General features: G+C 70.9%; 15 protein-coding genes. 11 read left to right on the top strand and 4 right to left on the bottom strand.

What is annotated here, in order from left to right; genetic code table 11:
- Positions 1–3: 3 nt before the first annotated feature.
- The 9 genes from GCG21_RS00645 to moaC all read left to right on the top strand — a co-directional run bounded on the left by GCG21_RS00645 (position 4) and on the right by moaC (position 9780).
- Entirely contained in the window at positions 4–1545 is a 1542-nt protein-coding gene (locus GCG21_RS00645) for a sugar ABC transporter ATP-binding protein (RefSeq protein ID WP_152817360.1), read from the top strand.
- A complete protein-coding gene (locus GCG21_RS00640; protein ID WP_227992847.1) occupies positions 1542–2672 on the top strand; it encodes an ABC transporter permease in 1131 nt (376 codons plus the stop codon). Before GCG21_RS00645 ends, GCG21_RS00640 begins: the two co-directional genes overlap by 4 nt.
- A 185-nt stretch (positions 2673–2857) precedes the next feature.
- Positions 2858–3868, top strand: a complete 1011-nt coding sequence (locus tag GCG21_RS00635) for a substrate-binding domain-containing protein (RefSeq protein ID WP_194164867.1) — start codon at positions 2858–2860, stop codon at positions 3866–3868.
- A gap of 20 nt (positions 3869–3888) precedes the next feature.
- Positions 3889–4890: a cyclase family protein gene (locus GCG21_RS00630; protein ID WP_227992845.1), complete on the top strand. Its 1002-nt coding sequence runs from the start codon at positions 3889–3891 to the stop codon at positions 4888–4890.
- A gap of 21 nt (positions 4891–4911) precedes the next feature.
- Positions 4912–5925, top strand: coding sequence for a D-isomer specific 2-hydroxyacid dehydrogenase family protein (locus tag GCG21_RS00625; RefSeq protein ID WP_152817358.1), 1014 nt, complete (start codon positions 4912–4914; stop codon positions 5923–5925).
- A gap of 171 nt (positions 5926–6096) precedes the next feature.
- On the top strand, positions 6097–6867 hold the full coding sequence (locus GCG21_RS00620) for an SDR family NAD(P)-dependent oxidoreductase (protein WP_152817357.1): 771 nt from the start codon (positions 6097–6099) through the stop codon (positions 6865–6867).
- Complete coding sequence (gene moeB, locus GCG21_RS00615; protein WP_152817356.1) at positions 6864–8090, top strand: molybdopterin-synthase adenylyltransferase MoeB; 1227 nt, start codon at positions 6864–6866, stop codon at positions 8088–8090. The genes GCG21_RS00620 and moeB overlap by 4 nt, the downstream gene beginning before the upstream one ends.
- Positions 8087–9313, top strand: a complete 1227-nt coding sequence (glp, locus tag GCG21_RS00610) for a gephyrin-like molybdotransferase Glp (protein WP_152817355.1) — start codon at positions 8087–8089, stop codon at positions 9311–9313. The genes moeB and glp overlap by 4 nt, the downstream gene beginning before the upstream one ends.
- Positions 9310–9780, top strand: a complete 471-nt coding sequence (gene moaC, locus GCG21_RS00605) for a cyclic pyranopterin monophosphate synthase MoaC (RefSeq protein WP_153877271.1) — start codon at positions 9310–9312, stop codon at positions 9778–9780. The genes glp and moaC overlap by 4 nt, the downstream gene beginning before the upstream one ends.
- Positions 9781–9810: 30 nt before the next feature.
- Here the strand turns inward: moaC and GCG21_RS00600 are convergent, their stop codons facing one another.
- The 4 genes from GCG21_RS00600 to GCG21_RS00585 all read right to left on the bottom strand — a co-directional run bounded on the left by GCG21_RS00600 (position 9811) and on the right by GCG21_RS00585 (position 14618).
- The gene (locus tag GCG21_RS00600; protein WP_152817354.1) at positions 9811–11337 is read right to left on the bottom strand and encodes a bifunctional dTDP-4-dehydrorhamnose 3,5-epimerase family protein/NAD(P)-dependent oxidoreductase; all 1527 of its coding nucleotides are present in this window, start codon (positions 11335–11337) and stop codon (positions 9811–9813) included.
- Positions 11334–12341 carry a dTDP-glucose 4,6-dehydratase gene (gene rfbB, locus GCG21_RS00595; protein ID WP_152817353.1) on the bottom strand — a complete coding sequence of 336 codons (1008 nt, stop codon included), beginning with the start codon at positions 12339–12341 and terminating at the stop codon, positions 11334–11336. The genes GCG21_RS00600 and rfbB overlap by 4 nt, the downstream gene beginning before the upstream one ends.
- Positions 12338–13210, bottom strand: a complete 873-nt coding sequence (gene rfbA, locus GCG21_RS00590; protein WP_152817352.1) for a glucose-1-phosphate thymidylyltransferase RfbA — start codon at positions 13208–13210, stop codon at positions 12338–12340. Before rfbA ends, rfbB begins: the two co-directional genes overlap by 4 nt.
- Before the next feature lie 91 nt (positions 13211–13301).
- The gene (locus GCG21_RS00585; RefSeq protein WP_152817350.1) at positions 13302–14618 is read right to left on the bottom strand and encodes a UDP-glucose/GDP-mannose dehydrogenase family protein; all 1317 of its coding nucleotides are present in this window, start codon (positions 14616–14618) and stop codon (positions 13302–13304) included.
- Positions 14619–14695: 77 nt separating this feature from the next.
- Here GCG21_RS00585 and GCG21_RS00580 point away from each other — a divergent pair, with 77 nt between their 5' ends.
- Both GCG21_RS00580 and GCG21_RS00575 read left to right on the top strand, forming a co-directional pair.
- Entirely contained in the window at positions 14696–15859 is a 1164-nt protein-coding gene (locus GCG21_RS00580; RefSeq protein ID WP_194164866.1) for a nucleotidyltransferase family protein, read from the top strand.
- 212 nt (positions 15860–16071) lie between these two features.
- Entirely contained in the window at positions 16072–16212 is a 141-nt protein-coding gene (locus tag GCG21_RS00575) for a lasso RiPP family leader peptide-containing protein (protein ID WP_152817347.1), read from the top strand.
- The last annotated feature ends 1 nt before the right edge of the window (position 16213 follow it).

The following is a 16213-nucleotide window of genomic DNA, read 5'->3' as shown; positions in this document are numbered from 1 at the left end:
GACATGGGCCAGACCGGACCGGCGAGCACGCGGGTTCCCCTGCTCGAAGTAATCGGATTAAGCAAGTCGTTCTATGCCACGCGCGCCGTCGATGACGTGTCGTTCACTGTCGAAGCCGGAGAGATCGTCGCCCTGTTGGGCGAAAATGGTGCGGGCAAGTCGACGATCATCAAGATGCTCGCGGGCGTCTACAAGCCAGACGGCGGAGAAATCCGGCTCAACGGCGAGAGTGTCGACGCTGAGGTTCGCAAACGGATCTCGTTCGTCCACCAGAACCTCGGCCTGATCGAATGGATGACCGTCGCCGAGAACATGTCCCTCACCCTAGGATTTCCGCGCTCCTCGCTACGGCTCATCAGTCAACGCAAGATGGTCCAGCGCGCTGAGGAGGTCCTGTCCGCGGTCGGAGGCGGAATCGATCCGAAGACTCGAATCTTCGACCTTCCGCGCGCGGAACGAAGCCTTCTGGCCATCGCGCGTGGCCTCGTCAGCAATCCCGCACTACTCGTGCTCGACGAGCCGACCGCCTCCCTCCCGGCCAGCGACGTCGAACGACTCTTCACCGTCCTTCGTCAGCTCCGGCAATCCGGCGTCGGCATGATCTACGTATCCCACCGCCTCGACGAGATCTACGAGATCTCCCAGCGCGGCGTCATCATGCGCAACGGCCAGTTGGTCGCCGACCGTCCGGTCGAGGAGATCAGCCCCGAGGAACTCGTCCATCTCATCGTCGGACGCGAGACGATCGTGCCCCGGATCGAAGCACCCGGTCAGAAGGTGCGGCTCGCGCTCGAGCAGATCCGGGTCGGCGGCACCGCCCCGATCGACCTGACGGTCCACGAGGGGGAAGTGCTCGCCATCTGCGGCCTGCGCGGAGCAGGGCAGGAGGTGCTCGGGCGCGCAATCGCCGGGGCCACGAAGCTCGCGAGTGGGCGGATGTCACTTGACGGCGAGCCCTATCGTCCAGCCGATCCGAAGGATGCGGTGGCCGCCGGGGTCGGTTTCGCGACCTCCAACCGGGAGGAGGAGGCCGTCGGCGCCGGACTGAGCGTGCGGGAGAACCTCTTCTGCAACCCCAAGGTGTGGGGGCGGCGCGCGTGGCAGCCCAGAACTGCGCGAAGCGAGGGGCAGGAGGCCCGCCAGATCCTCGCGCCGTACGCCATCAGGCCCGCCGATCCGGAACTACCGCTCGATACGTTCTCGGGCGGGAACCAGCAGAAGGCCATCCTCGCCCGCAGCTTCGGCCGAGGGAGGAACATCGTCGTCCTCGAGGAGCCCACCATGGGAGTCGACGTCGGCGCCAAGGCCGAGATCTACGAACTCCTGGGACGAGTGACCGAAAGCGGTACCGGCGCGGTCGTCGTCTCCACCGACATGGAAGAGGTGGCGAAGATCGCGCACCGTGCCCTCGTCATGGGCCGCGGCCGGATCGTCGCAGAACTGACCGGCCAACACCTCACCATTCCGAACCTGATCGCCGCGGCCTCCGACCTCGGGAACGCCGCCCACCCGGGAACCTCACCGCAGAAGGGTGATGCAGCATGACTATGAACACGACGGTCACCTCGACCTCCCTCGAACCGGCTCCCGGAGCACGGTTCTGGACACGCCTGACGAGCAATTACGGGATGGTGCTGCTGACCATCGCCTTGTTCTTCCTCTTCGTGGCCCTCCAACCCGACACGTTCGCCACGGCCCTCAACTTCAAGCTGCTGGCATCGAGCAAGTCCGTGCTGCTCATCCTCGCGCTCGCCGCGACCCTGCCGATGGTCGCAGGAAAGATCGACCTGTCGATCGGTTATGGCGTCGGCCTCTGGCAGGTGATGGCCTTGTCGTGGCAGATGGCAGGCCTCGACTATCGGATCGTCATAGTGCTCGTCCTTGTCGGCGGCGGCGTCATCGGTCTCCTCAACGCGCTCCTGATCGAACTGGCACAGGTGGACGCGTTCATCGCCACCCTCGCCACCGGACAGGTGATCTTCTCCGTGACGTACTGGTATACCGGCGGACGGCAGGTCACGGACTCCGAGGGCCTGCGGGCCTCCGCTTTCGATCAGATATCACAATGGAGTCTCGGCCCGATACCCGGACCGTTCATCATCGCGCTCGCACTCGGGATCATCGTATGGCTCTTCCTCGACTACATGCCCGTGGGCCGATACCTGTACGCCGTCGGCGCCAACCCCGCAGCCGCGAGGCTGACCGGCGTCCCCCGTCGTAAGTACGTCGTGGGGGCGATGGTCGCCTCCGGAATGATGACCGGAGTCGCCGGAGTCATCCTCGCCTCCCGGCAGGCGGGCGTCGCGCAGGCGAATATCGGGCCCGAGTACCTCCTGCCTGCCCTGGCAGCGGCATTCCTGGGATCGACCACCATCCGACCCGGGCGAGTCAACGGACTCGGCACAATCCTCGGCGTCGCCATTGCGACGATCGGCATCTCCGGGCTCCAGCAGGTCTTCCCCGGGCGGTTCTTCCTCGAGCCACTCTTCAACGGCTTGACCCTTGTCGCGGCGATCACCATCGCCTCCCTCGCGGCACGCAAACGCGTTGCCAAAGCCGATGCCACTCCCATCGCCACCGCCGCCGACCAATCCGGCGAACCACCCGGCGAACCCGACGGTCCCCCACCGGAGGACCTCATCGACGCAACCTCCCCGAATAGAAAGGACTAGCCGTGATCTCACACACCCAGACCCGTCGCCGGGCGCTGAGCACCCTGGCCGCCTCCGCGACGATCGCCCTCGCACTCGTCGCATGCTCCAGCGACTCGGTCGGCCAGGGAACCAACGACCAGACCGGCGAAGCCGGCCCCACCCAAGACTCGGCAGACTTCTCGACGATCCTGCCCACCGGGGATGTGGTCGAGTTCTCCAAGACGCTCGTCGAATCGAATCTGGATTCGACCGAAGGCTTCACACCCCCCTCGGACGGGCCCACGGCACAGGCCCCGGGAACACACATCGCCTACGTCGGCAGTGACCTGACCAACGGCGGCATCAACACCGTCTACAGCGGGGTGCAGGAGGCCGCGGAAGCCATCGGTTGGGTGGTGGATTCCTACGACGGTCAAGCCTCCGCACAAGGCCGATCCGATGCGATGGGCCAGGCCATCGCCGGACATCCCGGCGCTATCATCGTCGGTGGCTTCGACCCGACCGAGCAAGCAAGCACGATCAAGCAGGCCACCGATGCGGGCATACCCGTCATCGGCTGGCATGCCGGAACCGAGCCGGGCCCCGGGAACGGCATGTTCACCAACATCACGACCGACCCCCTCAAGGTCTCCCAGCTCGCCGCCGCATACGCCGTCGCGGACTCCGATGGCAAGGCGGGAGCAGTCATCTTCACGGACAGCCAATACGACATCGCCGTACTCAAGGCCGACGCGATGAAGGCGTATATCGAGGCGTGCGAGGCGTGCACCGTACTCGCGTACGAGGACTCGCCCATCGCAGAGGCGAATCAGCGCATGCCCGGGCTGATCTCCTCGCTGCTGCAGCAGTATGACGACAAGTTGACGTATCTGCTCGCCATCAACGGGAACTATTTCGGTGGCGCACAGTCATCGCTGCGAGCGGCGGGGAAGGACCCGGCCGGCCCACCGAAGGCAGTCGCTGCAGGCGATGGTGACTCGGCGGAGTTCCAGCGCATCCGCAACGTCGACTACCAGTCCGCGACGGTCGCCGACCCGCTCATCCTGCAGGGATGGCAACTCGTGGACGAAGCGAACCGTGCCCTTGCCGGCGCTGACCCATCCGGCTTTCTTGCGGCTCCGGCGCTCATCACGAAGGAGAATGTGCCGGACTCGGACGTATTCGATCCGGACAGCGGCTACCGAGACATCTACAAGCAGGCCTGGGGCAAGTAGCCCGCGGTGGCGGGGTGGGCATGCTGATCGCGTACTCGCCCCGCCACCCTCTGATCGAACGAAACAACAGGGAGAAGGATATGAGTTCCGCGGACGAGCATCAGTTCACCGAGCCGATGAGCATCGATGAGTTCGATGCTCTCTACGAATCGATCAAGACGTGGGACGAATGGGAGGACGTGGATCGCGGGGCCTGGAACCGCCTGACGCCGGCGCACACTGCGGCAGCCGCCGGCACGGTGAAATCGGGTCGTGTGGTCTCCACGACGCTGCCCTGGCCCACGGAGCCGGCGATCGACAATCCTGTCCCGGCCCTCCACCACATGGTCGATCTCCAGGACCGTGAGCCCCCCGAACCGTCCACCAACAAGGACTTCATCGGGATCGCATTCCACGGGAAGTCCACCACCCACCTGGATGCACTGTCGCATATCGCGTACCGCGGCCAACTCTTCGGAGGGCGCGTCGGACGGGAGGTGGTCGGCGCCACTGGTGCGCACTTCGGTACCGTCGCTTCGCTCGGTGCGTTCGTGGGTCGCGGCGTGCTCGTCGACATGCCGACCGTGATGGGCGCTTCCTGGCTCGAACCCGGCCGAGCCGTGACGGAGGGTGACCTGCTCGAGGCGGAACGGACGCTCGGTGTGCAGATCGGGGAAGCCGACGCCGTCCTGCTCCGCACCGGGCATCAACGCCGCCGGAATGAGCTGGGCGCGTGGGACTCGTCGGATCTGAGTGCCGGCCTGCACCCCTCGGCGATGCGGCTCCTCGCCGAGCGCCGGATCTCAATGTTGGGGTCGGATGGCGACAGCGACGTCCGACCATCCCCCACGCCGGGAATCCACTCGCCCGTGCACATCCTCGCGCTGACATGCCTGGGCATCCCGCTCCTCGACAACCTCGACCTCGAAGACCTCTCCGACGCCGCCGCTGAAGAAGGACGGTATGAATTCCTGTACTCCGTCCAACCACTACTCATCCCCGCGGGAACCGGATCCCCGGTCAACCCCGTCGCCGTCTTCTGAGAGCTAAGGAACGCGATCACAATGCGACCGGTAGGTATCAGCAACGATTTCCTCGGCGAGGACGGAACGAACCTGTGGGGAGACATCGGCCTCGGCGCGCTGGACGAGGCAGGCATCCCGTGGGAGTACCTGCCCGAGAACGTCTCCGTCCTGCGCCCGAGCGACATCGACGGTCGGCCGGCTGTCCTGTTCGCAGCGCCCGCCGTCGACACCAGCACATTCGACGGAGTTCAGGATCCACCACTCCTGCTGGCACGGTTCGGTGTCGGATACGACGCCGTGGACCTCGACGCAGCGACAGCAGCCGGCGTCGCCGTGACCATCACTCCCGACGGCGCCCGTCGACCCGTCGCGACTGCGGCGCTCGCGCTGATACTCGGGGGACTTCTCAATTTGGGAATCAAGCACGAACTCGTGCGCCGGGACCGCTGGGGAGAACGGGCGCAGTGGATGGGACGTGGTCTCACGGGGTCGACCGTCGGAATTATCGGTTTTGGGAATACCGCAACCGACCTGTCGCGGCTCCTAGCGCCGTTCGACGTCGACATCCTCGCCTACGACCCCTACTGTGCCCCGGAGCGAGCCGCAGAGTTCGACGCGGCCCTCGTCGACCTCGAGGAACTCGCCGCACGCTCGGATGTGATCGTCGTGATGGCCGCGCTCACCCCCGATACGTTCCACCTCGTTGATGAGGACTTCCTCGACCGTATGCGCCCCACGGCGCTGCTCGTGAACGTGGCCCGGGGACCGATCATCGACGAGAACGCCCTCATCGCGGCGCTGAGCACCCGCTCTATCCGCGCCGCGGCGCTCGACGTGTTCGAGAACGAACCGCTCGACCCTGGCAGCCCGCTGCGGCGGCTGGAGAACGTGCTGCTTACTCCCCACAGCATCGGCTGGACGTCCGAGATGTCCCTTGGAAACGGGTCGAGTGCAGTGCGCGCGATCATCGACGCAACGTCCGGCCGAGCACCCCAATTCGTTGTGAATGAAGCTGTCCTACGCTCCCCTCGATGGGCGTCCCTTCCGACGTAGCACGCATTGCCCCCGCCGCAGTGGGGGCATCCATCCACCCCGGAGGTGCATCCATCCCCGCTCAGCGCGGCCGTCCCGGAGCGGGAATGGATGCCCACGCGGGAGGTAGTCGACTGTCTCCGCTCGCTGCGAGACAGCCGAACCACGTCACCCAGGGCTAGATTCGATCCCATGGATCTCACCGGAACCCGTGCCCTCGTCACGGGCGGCGCCTCCGGCCTGGGCGCGGCGACCGCCCGGGCGCTGGCCGCCGCCGGCGCGCACGTGATCATCGCCGACCTTCCCGCCTCCGAGGGCGCCGCCGTGGCCGCCGGGCTCGGCGGCACGTTCGCCCCGGCCGACGTGCGCTCCGAGTCCGACCTTACGGCGGCGATGCGGGCGGGCGAGCCGTCGATCCCGCTGCGGGCCGTTGTGTGCTGCGCCGGGATCGCCCCACCCGGGCGCATCCGGTCCTCCCGCGGCACGCTGCCGCTCGCGGACTTCGAGCGGGTCGTCGCCATCAACCTCGTGGGCACGTTCAACACCCTGCGCCTCGCCGCGGAGGTCATGGCCGCCCAGCAGGAGGCGGGAGGCGAGCGGGGGGTCGTGGTCATGACCTCCTCCGTCGCCGCCTACGAGGGGCAGATCGGGCAGGCGGCCTACGCCGCGTCGAAGGGCGGGGTCGCCTCCCTCACGATCACCGCGGCCCGGGACCTGGCCCGCGACGCGATCCGGGTCATGGCGATCGCCCCCGGCACGTTCGACACCCCGCTCATGTCCTCCCTGCCCGAGGAGGCCCGCGCCGCCCTCGCCGAGCTCACGCCGCACCCGCACCGCCTCGGCGACCCGGCCGAGTTCGCGGCCCTCGTGTGCCACATCGTGGCCAACCCGATGCTCAACGGCGAGGTCATCCGGCTCGACGGCGCCTTGCGCATGCCGCCCGGCGGTACGGTGAGGCCATGATCGCCCTGCCCCCGCTGGTGGAGCCCGCCGCGCCGCTCACCGAGGCCGAGTTCGCCCGCTACTCGCGCCACGTGCTGCTGCCGCAGCTGGGCGAGCCGGGCCAGCGCCGGCTCAAGGCGGCCCGGGTGCTCGTGCTCGGCGCGGGCGGCCTCGGCGCGCCGGCGCTGCAGTACCTCGCCGCCGCCGGGGTGGGAACGCTCGGGATCATCGACGACGACGTGGTCGAGGAGTCCAACCTCCAGCGCCAGGTCATCCACGCGACCGCCGACATCGGCCGGGCGAAGGTCGACAGCGCCGCCGCGGCCGTGACCGCGCTCAACCCGCACGTGCGGGTGCGCACCCACGGCCTGCGCCTCACGGCCGAGAACGCCCCCGGGATCCTCGCGGACTACGACCTCGTGCTCGACGGCGCCGACAACTTCCCCACCCGCTACCTCGTGAGCGACGCCGCCGCCGAGCTCGGCCTGCCCGTGCTGTGGGCCTCCGTGCTCGGCTTCGACGCGCAGGTCTCCCTGTTCTGGTCGCGCCCGCCGGCCGGCGACGGGGTCACGCTGCGCGACCTGTTCCCACATCCGCCCGCGCCCGGCGCCGTGCCCTCGTGCTCGCAGGCCGGGGTGGTCGGCGCGATGGTCGGGCAGGTCGGCTCCCTCCTGGCCACGGAGGCGGTCAAGCTCATCGCCGGCATCGGTCACCCGCTCCTGGGGCGGGTGCTCGTGTTCGACGCGCTCGCCGCCGCCTGGCGCGAGCTGCCGCTGCGCCGCCGCACCGGCCTACGGACGACGTCGCTCACCCCCGCGCCCACCGCGCCGGCCGCAGGGCCCGGCCCGTCGACGCCGACCGCAGTACCGACTCTGCCGACTCTGCCGGCGGGGCCGACGGGGCCGACGGGGCAGGCTGGGCCGCCTGAGCCGACGGGCGTCCCGGTCGTGGCCGAGGTGCCCGCCGGGGTGACGCTCCTCGACGTGCGTGAGCCGGACGAGGTCGCCGGCGGCGCGATCCCCGGCTCGGTGCACATCCCGCTCGCGCGGGTGCTCACCACGGTCGGCCGCGCGGAGCTGTCGCGGCGGGAGCCGGTGGTCGTCTACTGCCGCACGGGCCCCCGCGCGGAGCGCGCCGCCGCGGAACTGGCCGCCGACGGCTACGACGTGAGCGTGCTCGCGGGGGGCTGGTCGGCGTGGTCGAGTGCCCACCCCGGGGAGCCGGCGCGGGCGGGCGCCCGATGAGATCCGACCTCGAGTACCGCGACCACCTCATTCGCTCGCAGCCCGTGCTGGCGGCCCGGACCGTGCCCGTCGCCGCGGCCCACGGACTCGTGCTCGCCGGCGACGTGCGATCGGTCCACCCCATCCCCCTCTTCGACAACTCGGCGATGGACGGCTACGCGGTGCACGCGGCCGACGTCGCCGGGGCGAGCGAGGCCGCGCCGGTGACGCTGCCGGTCGTCGGCGACATCCCGGCCGGAGCCACCGCGCCGACGACGGTGCCCCGCGGCTCGGCGGCCCGGATCATGACCGGGGGCCCGATGCCGGCCGGCGCCGACGCCGTGGTGCAGGTCGAGCTGACCGACGCCGGCACGGACCGGGTCCAGGTGCACGGGGCGAGCGAGCCGGGCCGATTCGTGCGCCGCGCCGGCGGTGACCTGGCGGCCGGCGACGTGGTGGCCCGGGCCGGAACGCGGCTCACCGCGCGGGCGCTCGCGTCGATCGTCTCCGCGGGGCACGGGCAGGTGCTCGCCCACCCGCTCCCCCGGGTGGCCGTCATCGCCACGGGCTCGGAGCTGCGCGGGCCGGGCGAGGCATGCGGATTCGGTCAGATCCCGAACTCGAACTCGACGCTCGTGGCGGCCTGCCTCGCCCCGGTGGCCACCACGGTCGACCTGGGGTTCGTGCCGGACGAGGCGAGTGCACTACGGGAGCTGCTGGACGCCGTCTCCACGCGGGACGAGACCGGGGAGCCGCGCTTCGACGCGGTCGTGCTCAGCGGCGGGGTGAGCGTGGGGGCCTACGACGTGGTCAAGGAGGTGCTCGCCCCGGAGCCGGACATGTGGTTCGGTCCGGTCGCGATGCAGCCGGGCAAGCCGCAGGGGTCGGGCACGTACCGGGGCGTGAGCGTATTCGCGCTGCCGGGGAACCCGGTGAGCGTGTACGTGTCCACGCAGATGCTCGTGCGGCCCGCCCTGCGCGCGCTCGCCGGTGCCGGCGCTGAACTTCCCCACTTCGCCGACGTGCCCGCAGGCGCCGACTGGGCCACGCCGCCGGGACGGGCGCAGTACCTTCCCGCCCGGATCGAGCACGGCACGGCGGTGCCCGCGACGGCGGGCGGATCCGGCTCGCATCTCGTGGGCACGCTCGCGCGGGCGACCGGTCTCGTGCGGGTGCCGGCGGAGGTCGAGGCGGTGCGCGCCGGCGACGTCGTTCAGTACTGGCAGGACGGAGATCAGCTGTGACCCTGACCCATCTCGACGCGGCCGGGCACGCCCGGATGGTCGACGTGACCGAGAAGACCCCGACCGTGCGGTCCGCGACGGCCGAGGCCTTCGTGGCCTGCGCCGACCGCGTCGTGGCGGCGCTGCGGGACGAGTCCGTGCCCAAGGGGGACGTGCTCGCCGTGGCGCGGATCGCCGGGATCTCCGGCGCCAAGCGCACGGCGGAACTGCTGCCGCTGGCGCACGTCATCGGCGTGCACGGGGCCACGGTCGACCTCGAGGTGACCGATGCGGGCGTGCGGATCGAGGCGACCGTGCGCACCGCCGACCGCACCGGGGTCGAGATGGAGGCGCTCACCGCCGCGAGCATCGCCGCCCTCACCGTGGTCGACATGGTCAAGGGCATGGACAAGGGAACCGAGATCGCCGGCGTGCGGCTGCTGCGCAAGACCGGCGGCAAGTCCGGCGACTGGGAGCGCGGCGCCTGATACGTCAGCGATCGAGGCGGAAGGACCGCGTCACCACTCGCCCTTCATCTCATCGAGCATCGCGTCGATGGACTCGGCCGTGCCGACCTCGCGCCGCGGCAGTCGGCGAGTACGCGAGCGGCCCGACTTCTTCGGGGGGATCAGAACGTCGGCCGCGAGGAATTGTGCGAGCGCGAGATCGCCGTCACGCGGGGTGAAGCCCGTCGCGGTGATCTTCGCGAGGTCGAGCACGCTGTTCGCGGGGCGGGGGGCGGTCGGGCCGGGCCGGGCCGCGTTGTACTCGGCCGTCGTCACCGCGCGCACCCTCCCCGGATCGTGCCCGGTGAGCCGGAACACCTCCCGGGCGATGCCGGCCCAGGAGCGGGGCGTGCCCGCATTCGTCACGTTGTAGGTTCCGAACGGCGCCTCACTCTCGAGCAGGTGCGCGATCGCGGCGGCGAGATCGTCGGCGAAGGTGAGTCGGCCCACCTGGTCGCCGACGACCGCGGGATCGTCCCCGCGGCGCGCCAGGCCGGCCATCGTGGCCACGAAGTTGTGGCCGTCGCCGATGATCCACGAGGCGCGCACGAGGTAGTGCCGGGGCGTGGCGGCGACGGCGAGGTCGCCCGCGGCCTTCGACTGGCCGTACCCGCCGAGCGGTGCGGGCGGCGCGTCCTCCCGGTACGGGGCCGGCGCCGCGCCGTCGAACACGTAGTCGGTGGAGACGTGCACGAGCGTGAGTCCGTTCGCCGCGGCCACCTGGGCGAGCCGCCCCGCGCCGGTGGCATTGACGGCCCAGGCGGCGGCCCGGCCCGCGAGGGTCTCGGCGGCATCGACGTCGGTGTAGCCGGCCGCGTCGACGATCACGGCGTAGTCGCGCCAGCTGCGGGCGTCCGCGAGGTCGGGATCGGTCAGGTCGAGCGAGGCGTGGTCCGCGTAGTCGAACCGGGGGGCGTCGCCGAGGCGCCGGCGAAGGGCCCGGCCGAGCTGCCCGTCCGAACCGAGCACGAGGATCCTGCGGGGCGAGACCGGGGTGACGTCCGCCAGCCGCGGGTGGGTCCGGTCCTTCGCGGAGATCGCGGCGCCGGCGAGCGGGATCGGCCACGGGATCGCGACCGTCTCGTCGGCCGGGTCGAGGGCGGCGTACTCGGCCGCGGGCGACCAGTGGTCGTTCACGAGGTAGGTGTAGGCGGTGCCGGGCTCGAGGGTCTGGAACGAGTTCCCCACGCCGCGCGGCACGAAGACGGCTCGCGCCGGGTCGATCTCGGCGGTGACCAGCCGCCCGAACCCCGGTCCCTCGCGCAGGTCGACCCACGCCCCGAAGACCCTCCCGGCGGCGACCGAGACGAGTTTGTCCCACGGCTCGGCGTGGATGCCGCGAGTGGTGCCGACCAGATCGTTATAGGAGATGTTGTTCTGCACGGGCCCGAAGTCCGGCAGGCCGGCGGCGCGCATCTTCTCGCGGTGCCAGTTCTCCTTGAACCAGCCGCGGGCATCGGCGTGCACGGGCAGGTCGACGATCACGAGCCCGGGGATCGCGGTGTCGGTGCGGGTGAGCGGGCGGTCGACGGCGGTCATCGGCCCTGCTCCGCATAGGCGGACTCGGTGGCCTCCTTGGCGGGTGCCCACCAGTCCTCGTTCCGGCGGTACCAGTCGATGGTCGCGGCCAGGCCGGCGTCGAAGTCGTACCGGGGCGCCCACCCGAGCTCGGTCCGCAGCTTCGCGGCGTCGATCGCGTACCGCAGGTCGTGGCCCGCCCGGTCGGGCACGAGGTCATAGGCGCCGGGCGGGCTGCCCATGAGAGCGAGGATCGTCTCGACGACGCTCCGGTTGTCGCGTTCGCCGTCGGCGCCGACGAGGTAGGTCTCCCCGATCCGGCCCCGCTCGAGGATCGCGAGCACCGCCGCGGAGTGGTCCTCGGTGTGGATCCAGTCGCGCACGTTGAGCCCCGCGCCGTAGAGCTTGGGTCGGATCCCGCGGAGCACGTTCGTGATCTGGCGCGGAATGAACTTCTCCACGTGCTGGTAGGGCCCGTAGTTGTTCGAGCAGTTCGAGATGGTCGCGCGGATCCCGAACGAGCGCGTCCACGCCCGCACGAGCAGGTCGCTGCCCGCCTTCGTGGCCGAATAGGGCGAGGAGGGATTGTAGGCGGTGGCCTCGGTGAACCGGTCGGGGGCGTCGAGGTCGAGGTCGCCGTAGACCTCGTCGGTGGAGATGTGGTGGAACCGGACGCCGTGGCGGCGCACGGCCTCGAGCAGCGTGAACGTGCCCACGAGGTTCGTCCCCACGAACGCGCCCGGGTCGCGCAGCGAGTTGTCGTTGTGGGACTCCGCGGCGAAGTGCACGACGGCGTCCCCCTCGCCCGTGAGCGCGCCGACGACCTCGCCCACGAGGGCGGCGTCACGGACGTCCCCCCGCACGAACCGCAGCCGGTCCGCGGGCAGCCCCGCGAGCGAGGCGCGGTTGCCGGCGTAGGTGAGCGCGTCGAGCACGACCACCCGATGATCCGTGTGGGCGAGGAGGTACCGCACGAAATTCGAACCGATGAAACCGGCTCCGCCGGTGACGAGCACCTCGGTCATTCCATCCTCCGCTCGAGCAGTCCCATGAGATAGGCACCGTAACCGGATTTCGGGAGCGACTCGCCGCGGCGGCGGAGCTCGTCGTCGGTGAGGAAGCCGCGCCGCCAGGCGACCTCCTCGGGTACGCCGATCTTCAGGCCCGTGCGGCGCTCCATCGTGCGCACGTAGTCGGCCGCGTCGGTCAGCTGATCGAACGTGCCGGTGTCGAGCCAGGCGGTTCCGCGCGGCAGCACCTCGACCCGGAGCCGGTCACGCTCGAGGTAGGCGCGGTTGACGTCGGTGATCTCGTACTCGCCGCGGGCGCTGGGCCGCAGGCCGCGGGCGATCTCGATCACGTCGTTGTCGTAGAAGTACAGGCCGGGGACCGCGTAGCTGCTGCGGGGATCGGCCGGCTTCTCCTCGAGGGAGACCGCCCGCCCGGCGTCGTCGAACTCGATCACGCCGTACGCCCGCGGCTCGGCGACCCAGTACGCGAAGATCGCCCCGCCGTCGATCCTCGTGAAGCGTGTGAGCCGGCGCCCCAGGCCGGGACCGTAGAGGAGGTTGTCGCCGAGCACGAGGGCGACGCGGCCGGTTCCGATGAAGTCCGCGCCGATCGTGAACGCCTGGGCGAGGCCGTCGGGCGAGCGTTGCCGGGCGTAGGAGACCGAGATGCCGAACTGGGACCCGTCGCCGAGCAGGCGCTCGAAGCTCGCCGCGTCGTGCGGGGTGGTGATCACGAGGATGTCGCGGATGCCGGCGAGCATGAGGGTCGACAGCGGGTAGTAGATCATCGGCTTGTCGTAGACCGGCATGAGCTGCTTGGAGACGCCGATCGTGATGGGGTGCAGCCGGGTGCCGGACCCGCCGGCGAGGATGATTCCCTTCATTCCGTCCTCCTGTCCACCGGGCGATCCGACCGACTCCTCCGCCGACGGGTTTCGGCCGGTTCCGACCGGTTTCGACTATTCCGGCCGGGACTCAGGGCCGGCCGAGTCCCCGGTATCGCCATCCCGCCGCCCGCCACCGGGCGGGATCGTAACTGTTGCGCCCGTCCGCCACGTTGCGCCCGGCCACGAGCTCGCCCACGGCGTCCGGATCGAGGTACCGGTACTCGTCCCACTCGGTCACGAGCACGAGGGCGTCCGCCCCGGTGACGGCATCCTCGAAGGACTCGCGGTAGTCGAGCTGCGGGTGGAGTGCCCGGGAGTTCTCGATCGCCTTCGGATCGGTGGCCCGGACCACCGCGCCGAGGCCGTGGAGCCGCACCGCGATGTCGAGCGCGGGAGAGTCGCGCACGTCGTCCGACTGCGGCTTGAACGCGAGCCCGAGGACCGCCACGACCTTGCCGTGCGGCGTCCCGTCGAGCAGGTCGATGACATGGGCGACGAGACGCTTGCGGCGGCGGAGGTTGATCGCGTCGACCTGCGCGAGGAAGGCGACCGACTCCCCGCGCCCCAGTTCCTCGGCGCGCGCCCGGAACGCCCGGATGTCCTTCGGGAGGCAGCCGCCGCCGAATCCCACCCCGGCGCCGAGGTATCGGCGGCCGATCCGGTCGTCGTAGCCGATCGCGTCGGCGAGCTGGGTGACGTCGGCGCCGGTCACCTCGGCGATCTCCGCCATGGCGTTGATGAAGGAGATCTTCGTGGCGAGGAACGCGTTGGCGGAGACCTTGACCAGTTCCGCGGTCGCGTAGTCCGTGACGATGAGCGGCGTGTCGTTCGCCAGCGGCCGGGCGAACACCTCGCGCAGCGCCGCCTCGGCGAGGTGGGCCCGATCCGCCGCCGGCGGGAGGCCGAACACGAGCCGATTCGGGGCGAGCGAGTCCTGGACCGCCCACCCCTCCCGCAGGAACTCGGGATTCCAGGCGAGCACGGCGCCGGGGGCGAGGTCGTCGAGGCGGGCGGCGAGGCGGGCGGCCGTGCCGATCGGCACGGTCGACTTCCCGACGACGACGTCGCCCGGGCGCAGCTGTCCGGCGAGCGCGGTGATGGCCGCGTCGACGTAGCTGAGATCCGCCGCTCGGCCGTCCTTGAGCTGCGGCGTGCCCACGGTGAGGAAGCTGAGCGAGGCGCCGGCGATGTCCGCGACGTCGCTCGAGAAGTTCAGCCGGCCCGAGGAGATCCCCGCGCTGAGGAGCTCGGGCAGGCCGGGCTCGAAGATCGGCGGCTCACCGGCCCGCAGCGCCGCGATCTTGCGCTCGTCGACGTCGAAGCCGATGACGTCGTGCCCGAACTCGGCCATGGCAGCGGCGTGCACGGCACCGAGATATCCGCAACCAACGACGGCGACGCGCATAGGTAGCATCGTCTCATACCACAGACGACCGCGAACAGCGCCGACCCGCTCGCACTGTGGACGAACCGGGAGGAATGGTGTCACTTCGCAGCACGGTCACGGACCGCCCCCCGCGGCGCCGAGCCCGCTCCGCCCTCTCGCACGCGCTCGTGCAGATCGCACGGGGCGAGACCCCGGCGATCGCGCCGTCGGTGCGGGCCCGCCCCGAGGCGTTCGCGGGCGCCGTCCGCTACCACCGCCTGGCCCCGCTGGCGCACACGCTGCTGCGCGAGACGGCCGGGGACCTGGCGCGGCTCGTCGAGGACGACCGGGACCGGGCGCGGGCGACCCACCTGCACATGACGACCCTCGTCGGGGCGCTCGGCGACCTGTTCGAGGACCTCCCGTGGGTCGTGTTCAAGGGGCCGGTGCTCTCCGAGGTCGCCCACCCCGTGGCCGGCCTGCGCAGCTACGGGGACCTCGACCTCCTCGTGGCCCCGGGCGACCTGCGGACGGCGAGCGCGCGGCTGCTCGAGGCGGGGTGGACGATCGCCGACTTCGACGACATGCTCGGCAATCCCGACGTCCCCGGCGAGATGCACTGGCGGAGCCCGTCCGGGGCGCTCATGGACCTGCACTGGTCGATGATCAACACGGCCGGCCGGCGGCGGCGGCTCGACGTGCCGACCGCCCGGATCCTCGAGCGGCGGGTACCGATCCGGCTCGGGTTCGTGCCCGGGTGGACCCTCGACCCCGCGGACACGCTCATCCACGTCTGCCTCCACGCCGCGCTCACGGGCGCCAACAGGCTGCTCTACCTCGTGGACGCCCAACGCAGTGCCGCACGGGTCACGGACTGGGCCGAGGTGGCCCGGCGGGCGGCCGCGTGGAAGGCCGCCCCGCACGTCTCGCTCGTGCTGCGACGCGCCCGGTCCGGCCTGGGGGGCGATCTGCCCATCGGCCTCGACCGCCTCCTCGGGTCCTCCCCGGCGTTCCGGGCTCTGACAGGGGCGGTCGACCGCATCGCCCCCGTGCCGGGCACCCGGTCCGAGCCCGGCATCGCCCGGCTCGTGGCCCGGGCCGCGCAGCCGGGGGCGGCCCGCACGGCGCTGGCCGCCTCCCGGGGCGTGGCCCGCCACGTGCTGCAGCGGGACCGGGCCGCCCAGGCCGCCCGGTCCGGCCGGGCCGATCGCGTCGTGGCCGGCCAGCGCGCCCTCGGCGTCTATCTCGACCGGGTCGAGGGCGCGATCCGGTCGTCGTAGTCGGCTGCGGACCCGGAGGACACAGCGGGCCCAACGACCTCACCCTGCTCACCCCCCGCCACTCGCCCGCGCACCCACGATTCACCCGCGGAGAATCCGGCTTCGCCCGAACACGGGAGCAGGCCGCCTCCTAGGCTGAGTCGATCGCCTGGGAATCCATCCGATGAGGCGCGGCAGCGCGTCCCTCGCACGAGAAGAAGGAAGGGAACGACGTGAATGACTACGAAGCACCGAAGCTGACCGAAGTCGGCAGCGTGCGCGAGATGACCCTCGGTGGTCACAACCTGCAGGACTGGTCGGACGAGATCCGGCTGTGGAAGTGGACGGTGCCTGCACCGGGCACGTTCAGCTGAC

This window comes from Pseudactinotalea sp. HY160 (assembly GCF_009372055.1).
Lineage (GTDB): Bacteria > Actinomycetota > Actinomycetes > Actinomycetales > Beutenbergiaceae > HY158.
Note: the sequence above shows the minus strand (reverse complement) of the source record. Positions and strands in the feature narration are given on the sequence as shown.

What these genes read in the sequence shown, in the direction of transcription:
- GCG21_RS00645 (WP_152817360.1), top strand. Translation starts at nt 4, where the DNA reads ATGGGCCAGACCGGACCGGCGAGCACGCGGGTTCCCCTGCTCGAAGTA.
- GCG21_RS00640 (WP_227992847.1), top strand. Translation starts at nt 1,542, where the DNA reads ATGACTATGAACACGACGGTCACCTCGACCTCCCTCGAACCGGCTCCC.
- GCG21_RS00630 (WP_227992845.1), top strand. Translation starts at nt 3,889, where the DNA reads ATGCTGATCGCGTACTCGCCCCGCCACCCTCTGATCGAACGAAACAAC.
- GCG21_RS00625 (WP_152817358.1), top strand. Translation starts at nt 4,912, where the DNA reads ATGCGACCGGTAGGTATCAGCAACGATTTCCTCGGCGAGGACGGAACG.
- GCG21_RS00620 (WP_152817357.1), top strand. Translation starts at nt 6,097, where the DNA reads ATGGATCTCACCGGAACCCGTGCCCTCGTCACGGGCGGCGCCTCCGGC.
- moeB (WP_152817356.1), top strand. Translation starts at nt 6,864, where the DNA reads ATGATCGCCCTGCCCCCGCTGGTGGAGCCCGCCGCGCCGCTCACCGAG.
- glp (WP_152817355.1), top strand. Translation starts at nt 8,087, where the DNA reads ATGAGATCCGACCTCGAGTACCGCGACCACCTCATTCGCTCGCAGCCC.
- GCG21_RS00600 (WP_152817354.1), bottom strand. Translation starts at nt 11,337, where the DNA reads ATGACCGCCGTCGACCGCCCGCTCACCCGCACCGACACCGCGATCCCC.
- rfbB (WP_152817353.1), bottom strand. Translation starts at nt 12,341, where the DNA reads ATGACCGAGGTGCTCGTCACCGGCGGAGCCGGTTTCATCGGTTCGAAT.
- rfbA (WP_152817352.1), bottom strand. Translation starts at nt 13,210, where the DNA reads ATGAAGGGAATCATCCTCGCCGGCGGGTCCGGCACCCGGCTGCACCCC.
- GCG21_RS00585 (WP_152817350.1), bottom strand. Translation starts at nt 14,618, where the DNA reads ATGCGCGTCGCCGTCGTTGGTTGCGGATATCTCGGTGCCGTGCACGCC.